The following is a 6,141-nucleotide window of genomic DNA, read 5'->3' on the forward strand; positions in this document are numbered from 1 at the left end:
GCGGCGACGCCCTCCGGCCGGAGGCCGTCGCCGACGAGAACTGGGCGAACCTCCGCCGCAAAGACGCCGAGGACGTCTCCGCCGGCCGCTCCGCCGCGGTCTCCGAGGAGTACCGCGACAGCGTCAACGCCTACTTCCGCGTGCTCGCCGAGCGCGCCCGTCAGGGAGACCGATGAAGCCCACCCCGTTCCCGTTCGCCCCGGAGCGCTTTGCTGCTGACCGTCGCGAGGCCTACCAGCCCGGAGCGCAAGCTCCGGCCGTGCGTCATACCGCCGGGCGGCTGCGCCGACGGCCGATGCTCGCGCATCGGGCTGGTATTCTTCACTGCGTTCTGGGGAAGAACGAAATCGTCCGGCTGCTCGCCGCAGCGTGCCTCGCTCTGACCGCGGCCCCCGCCGCGGCCCAGGACGCTGAGACGCCGCCGGAGCCGGCCGCCCCCCCGGCGCTCGACGGGCTGGGCGGGCCGCGGCTGGGCGAGAACGATCCGCAGGTCGACGCCGCGATGGATAAAGCCGTCGCCTACCTGCTCAGCCAGCAGCGGGAGGACGGGGCGATCGCGGACAAGGGCACGCCCACCGCGATGACGGCGCTCTCCGTGATGGCGCTGGCCAGCGTCGGCGTGACCCCCGGCGATCCCACGCCGGAGGGGACCGCGATGCGCAAAGCCCTCGACTACGTGCTGGACGAGGACCGCGTGCAGGAGGACGGCTACTTCGGCCGGTCCGACGGCTCCCGCATGTACGGGCACGGCATCGTCACGCTAATGCTTTCGGAAATGCTCGGGATGGGGGCGTCCGCCGAGCAGGACCGCCTGATCCGCGAACGGCTCGAACAGGCGATCGCGGTGATCTTGAAGGCTCAAAGTCAGCCGAAAGACCCCCGCAATCAGGGCGGGTGGCGCTACGAACGGGACAGCCGGGACAGCGATCTGTCCGTCTCCGTCTGGCAGGTGATGGCCCTGCGGAGCGCCGCCAACGACGGGCTGGACGTGCCCCCCGAGGCAATCGCCGAGGCGGTGGACTACCTGCGGCGCTCCTACGACTCCCCCGTCGCCCGCGACGGCACGCCGGACGATCGCGTCAGCGGGTTCACCTACGAACCGGAGCGCGGCAACCCGACCTACGCGATGACCGCCGCCGGGGTGCTCGCCCTGCAGGTCTGCGGGCAGTACGAGGACCCGCGGGTCGCCGGCGCCGCCGAGTGGCTGACCGCCCGTCCGCCGCAGTGGAAGGACAAGTGGTGCTCCTACGGCACCTACTACTACGCCCAGGGCATGTACCAGCGGGGCGGGGAATACGCCCCCGCCGCCGCGGACGTCGTGCGGGAGTTGCTGTTGGATCGGCAGGAGGACGACGGCTCCTGGCTGGCGGAGAACGGCTCCGAACGCAGCCACGGCCGCGTTTACGCCACGGCGCTGGCGATGCTCAGCCTGTCCGTGAAGTACCACTACCTGCCGATCTACCAGCGATAGCCGGCTCCCGTGCTCCCCTCGCCCCCCTTTTGGGGGAGAGGGGTCGGGGGTGAGGGGGCAGCGACGCCCGCGAGCCGTTCACGGTCCGCCTCTCAGGATCGGCAGCCCGCGGCGCGAGCCGAGGACGCGTGGCGGGATCACCCAGCCTCGCTTGCGCTTCGGGCTCACAAACTCCGTGTGACGATGGGTGAACCGCTCGCCCCTCTCTCTCCAGGGAGAGGGGGAGAAGCGATGGCGCCGTCCCGCCCTACCGGCCGCGGACGGCGGTGACCTTCAGGCCGAAGCGCTCGCCGACCTTCACCGCCTCGCCGACGGCGTGCTTGCGGTTGGCGACGTACAGGTCCAGCGGGGCGGAGCAGTCTTTGTCGAAGCTCAGCAGGGCGCCGGGGACGAGGTTGCGGATCGTCGACAGCGGGACGCGCTTCTCCGCCAGACGCACCGTCACCGGCACCGGGAGGCGGGCCAGGCGGGCGGGGAGCGGCGCGGACATCCCCCCTCTCATCGGCACGCGGCGCCACGGGGTTGAACCGGCGTTGAACCGGCGTCGGTTCGGCCCGCGGTCCCCGTCCGACGCGGCGGGCGGGCAGACGAACGGGCGACCGGCCCCTACACTGGGGCTCGGCGCCGAACCCCGCGCCGCCTTCGTCACGCCCGCTCCCTCCCGCCGCCACCGCATGGACTTCAGCCTGCCCGACGATCCGCGGGGTTTCATGAAGCTGTGGGGCGCCGTCCACGTCGTCCGCAAAACGCCGTTCCACCTGTTCACCTTCGGGGAGACGGCCCTGCCCTACAAACTGGCGCTGGAGCCGCAGGAACGCGGCGCCCCCGTCGGCGTGGTGGAGGGCGAAATCACCGTCGCCCGGCCGAAGATCATCACCCCCGGCAACGCCGGCCCGGAGTTCCGCGGCTTCTTCTCCGACGACCCGTTTCCCCATGAACAGGGCGACGGCCCCTCCTTCGACCCCGGCCACGGCTACGACGACGGCTACCCGAACAGCCCGGGCGGCGGGCACTCCTGGGACGGGGCGATGGGCGAGGGGGAAGACGGCGAGGAGGTCGTCCGGTTCCTGATGAGCCGCGGCGTGAAGTTCGGCGACCTCAAGGTCGGCCACCGCCGGCTCAAGCGCGGCGTCATCGCCCGCAGCCCGGAACGCGTCGTCGAACAGCTCAAGGACGAAATCCTCGACGAGGACGACCGCACCGCGATCCTCGTCGCCCCTCACGGCCTCGGCGGCGTCGCCCTGCTGCGGTACGCCGCGGAATGCATCATGGAGAGCGCCCCCGGCAACATTGGCGAACTGCGCGAACGCGGGTTCCTGCCGTGAGCGACTCCCCAGACGCCGCCGCCCGGCTCACGGCGATCGAATCGTTGCTCACGCATCTCCAGCACGAGCTGGGGCAGATGCACAGCGTCCTGCTGGCCCACACCGCGGAGTTGCAGGCGATGGACCGGCGGATCGAGAAGTTCGAGGGCAAACTCGAACGCCTCGAGGAGGAGCCGGAGGACAGCGACCCCCGCGCCCACAAGCCGCCGCACTACTGAGCCGCCCGGGGGAGGAGCCGTGCCGGCCCCGTTGGAGACCGCACGCCTGCATCTGGCGCCGTTCGAGCCGGGCGACGCCCCGCGGCTGATCGCCCTCGACGCCGACCCGGAGGTCGTGAAGCACGTCTTCGTCGGCCCGTTCCGACCGCCCCCGCCGGAGCGGTACGAGGCCGACCTGCTGCCCCGGTTCCTCGTCCATCAGGACGACCCGACGCTCGGCTTCTGGCGGGTCCATCCGAAGGACGACCGCGGCGCCCCCGGGCCGTTCGCCGGGTGGGTCCTGTTCCGCCCCGTCGGGGAGGCGGCCTGGTTCGAGCGCGCCGCCGAGTTGAACCTCGACCCGGCCGTGCCGGAGTTGGGTTACCGCTTCGCCCGGGTCTTCTGGGGTCGCGGCTTCGCCACGGAAGCGGCCCGGGCCGTCAGCGCAAACCGCGGCCCGGCGGTCGCGATCCGGCAGGTCGCCAACGTCGGCAGCGGCCGGGTGCTGGAGAAGTGCGGCCTGCCCTTCGTCTGCACGTTCCGGCTGCCCGGCGTCGAGGGCGACACGGCCCTGCACCGGCGGGACGGCTGACCGCCGAACGCGTTCCGGCCGCCGATCTCAGGCCGAGTGCGATTCCGGACTGCGGGGGTCGGCGACGTCCGGGTGCGGCTCGGGCACGTCGCCGTCGGCCGGCGGGTCCTCGCCCGGACCGGCGCCGCCCTGGGCGAGCGACCATTTGAGCAGCGGCGGGGTGATCACGGTGGTCACGATGACCATGAACACGATCGCGCTGAAGGTCGTGTCGTCCACCACGGAGACGGCCATGCCGAGGTCGTCGTCCCAACGTTCCAGCGTGGAGCCGACGGCGGCGAAGATCAGGCCCACCTCGCCGCGGGGCACCATGCCGATGCCCACGGCGACCTTGTTCACGCCCTTCTCCACGGTGGCGAAGGAGCAGACCATCTTGCCGAGGATCGCCAGCCCGGTGAGCGTCAGGGCCATGATCCAGAACCGGCCGCCGGCGAACTCCTCCACGTCCACCCGCATCCCCATCAGCACGAAGAAGATCGGCACGAACAGGGCCGTCAGCGGGCGAATGGCGTCCTCCAGCTCGTGGACGTCCTCCCGCTCGCCCAGTTCCTTGTACTGGGCCTGTTCGAGGATCAGGCCGGCGGCGAACGCCCCGACGATCGTCGCCAGGCCGATCGAGTCCGCCAGGTAGCTGAACCCGAAGCAGATCAGCAGGGCGGTGACGACCAGCAGCCCGCGGCCGCGGAGCTTGCAGGCCATCTTGAACAGGAACCGGGGGAACTGGACGGCGCCCAGCAGCAACGCCCCCCCGAGGAACGCCGCCGCCAGCCCGACGATCGAGGCCACGTCGTACCAGAACGGGTCGTCGCCGCCTTCCAGCAGCTCCGCCCCGGGCAGGTTGCGGGCGAGGCTGGCGGCGATGGCGCCCTGGACCACGGCGAGCACGATCAGGCCCAGCACGTCGTCGATCACGGCGGCGCCGAGGATGATCTGACTCTCCTTATCCCGATGACGGTTCATGTCCCGCAGCACCCGGGCCGTAATGCCCACGCTGGTGGCGCACAGCGTCGCCCCGATGAACGCCGGCTGCTCCCAGTCACCGGGCTCCTGGAAGAAGAACGCCTTCGAGATCACGAAGCCCAGCAGGATCGGGGCGATGATGCCGGCGAGCGCCACGAACAGGCTCGTCCAGCCGACCCGCAGCATCTCCCGCACGGTGCACTCCAGGCCGACCTCGAACAGCAGCAGGATCACGCCGATCTCCGCCAGCAGGGCCAGTTCCGCCCCGACGTTGCTGGCGAAGGCGCCCTGGAACTCGTCCGCTTCCGGCGGCTGGAGGAAGTCCAGCCAGTGCCACTCCACCCCGAAGACCAGGTCGGAGATCAACACGAGGTTGCCCAGCACGATGCCCAGCGCCAGCTCGCCCACGACGCTGGGGACGCCCAGCCGCTCGAACAGGTCCCCGCTGATCTTCGCCCCGAACAGGATCACCACGATCGCCGCCAGCAGCGGCGCCACGATGCTGCCGTGGGCGGAGTGCTCCGCGTGTTTTTCGCCGGCCTCGCTGTGCTCGGCGGCGCCGTGCTCGGGCTCCCCCTCGGCGGGCTCCCCATCGGCGGGCTCCCCGTCGCGGCGTTCCGCCTCGTCGGCGTCGACCTCGACGGCGGGCGGATCGACGGCGGGTTCGTCCTGAAGAACCCCGTCCTCCTGAAGAACCGCCGCCGCGAGGGGGGCGGGGGCGGCGTCGGCGGGGGCGTGCGCGGAGAGCCAGCCGCCGGCCAGCAGCACGGCGGCGACCAGCCACGCCGACCGCGGCCACGGTCCCCGGGACCGCCGCTCGAACAACGCCCGGGAGAGGACCCCCGCGGCGCCGGCGCTGCGGTCGGGGGCGGTTCGGGGCGTCGGCATTGGGCGCTGGTCGTGGGATTTCGGGCGGCGGATAGTGCGAAATCGCTGCGATCGTGACAATGCGAACCCGCCGCCCCCGCGTCGTGCGCCCCCCGATCGGCCCGCGGGCGCCCCCCCGGTCCCCCCAGTCGGCGCGGCGGCCGGAGCCCCGGTCGGCGGCCCGGGCGGCCGCCCGGTCGGCCGCCCGGGCGAGAGGGAACGGGGAAGGAAAGGGGACTGACGGGGCCGTTCGCCTTCCCGTTGTCGCGGTGCGGCCGGGAGACCTACGATCGCCCGCCCCCCCGTTTTTCCCCTTCATCCAGAGCAGGCGGCCATGGCGTTCGGAACCGGGCTGATCCGCATCCCCACCCTGGCGCTGGCCGGGTTCGCCCTGTCGTTCGGGGCGCCGGGGGACGCGGGAGCGGCGGCCCGGACCCCGGACGAATCGAGCCAGAGCGAACCGCAACGGGCCCCGCTGATCGCCCCCCGCCCGGCGGCCCGCCCGGCCGCGGTTCCGCCCGTCGAACCCACCGTCGCACCGCCCCCCCGCGCCCCGCTGACGGCCGCCAAGCCGGAGGTCGCCCCCGCGGCGCCCGCCGTCGCGGAGAGCCCCGCGGAAGACGCCCCCGTCGAGCCGGCTCCCGCAGGACCGGCTCCCGCAGGACCGGCTCCCGCAGGACCGGCTCCCGCAGGACCGGCTCCCGCAGGACCGGCTCCCGCAGGACCGGC

6 protein-coding genes and 1 pseudogene are annotated in these 6,141 nt (G+C 72.7%); 5 read left to right on the plus strand and 2 right to left on the minus strand.

The features are described 5' to 3' along the window. The first annotated feature begins 295 nt into the window (after window positions 1-295). Entirely contained in the window at window positions 296-1,471 is a 1,176-nt protein-coding gene (locus ACG2DA_RS21350; protein ID WP_395258521.1) for a prenyltransferase/squalene oxidase repeat-containing protein, read from the plus strand. Between the two features lie 247 nt (window positions 1,472-1,718). Here the strand turns inward: ACG2DA_RS21350 and ACG2DA_RS21355 are convergent, their stop codons facing one another. Further along, complete coding sequence (locus ACG2DA_RS21355) at window positions 1,719-1,961, minus strand: FliM/FliN family flagellar motor switch protein (RefSeq protein ID WP_395258523.1); 243 nt, start codon at window positions 1,959-1,961, stop codon at window positions 1,719-1,721. Between the two features lie 184 nt (window positions 1,962-2,145). On the opposite strand from ACG2DA_RS21355, the gene ACG2DA_RS21360 reads away from it, so the two are divergent. From ACG2DA_RS21360 to ACG2DA_RS21370, 3 genes are read left to right on the plus strand one after another with little or no spacing between them, the layout of a single operon-like run. After that, on the plus strand, window positions 2,146-2,796 hold the full coding sequence (locus ACG2DA_RS21360) for a hypothetical protein (RefSeq protein ID WP_395258524.1): 651 nt from the start codon (window positions 2,146-2,148) through the stop codon (window positions 2,794-2,796). Beyond that, window positions 2,793-3,014, plus strand: a complete 222-nt coding sequence (locus ACG2DA_RS21365; protein ID WP_395258526.1) for a SlyX family protein — start codon at window positions 2,793-2,795, stop codon at window positions 3,012-3,014. Before ACG2DA_RS21360 ends, ACG2DA_RS21365 begins: the two co-directional genes overlap by 4 nt. 19 nt (window positions 3,015-3,033) lie before the next feature. Continuing rightward, entirely contained in the window at window positions 3,034-3,585 is a 552-nt protein-coding gene (locus ACG2DA_RS21370) for a GNAT family N-acetyltransferase (RefSeq protein ID WP_395258527.1), read from the plus strand. Window positions 3,586-3,612: 27 nt separating this feature from the next. On the opposite strand, the gene ACG2DA_RS21375 is transcribed toward ACG2DA_RS21370, so the two are convergent. Then, a complete protein-coding gene (locus ACG2DA_RS21375; RefSeq protein ID WP_395258529.1) occupies window positions 3,613-5,433 on the minus strand; it encodes a cation:proton antiporter in 1,821 nt (606 codons plus the stop codon). 313 nt (window positions 5,434-5,746) lie between these two features. On the opposite strand from ACG2DA_RS21375, the pseudogene ACG2DA_RS21380 reads away from it, so the two are divergent. After that, window positions 5,747-6,141 (plus strand): annotated as a pseudogene (locus ACG2DA_RS21380) (poly(3-hydroxyalkanoate) granule-associated protein PhaF); the annotation flags it as partial.

Source organism: Alienimonas sp. DA493 (assembly GCF_043951915.1).
Taxonomy (GTDB): domain Bacteria; phylum Planctomycetota; class Planctomycetia; order Planctomycetales; family Planctomycetaceae; genus Alienimonas.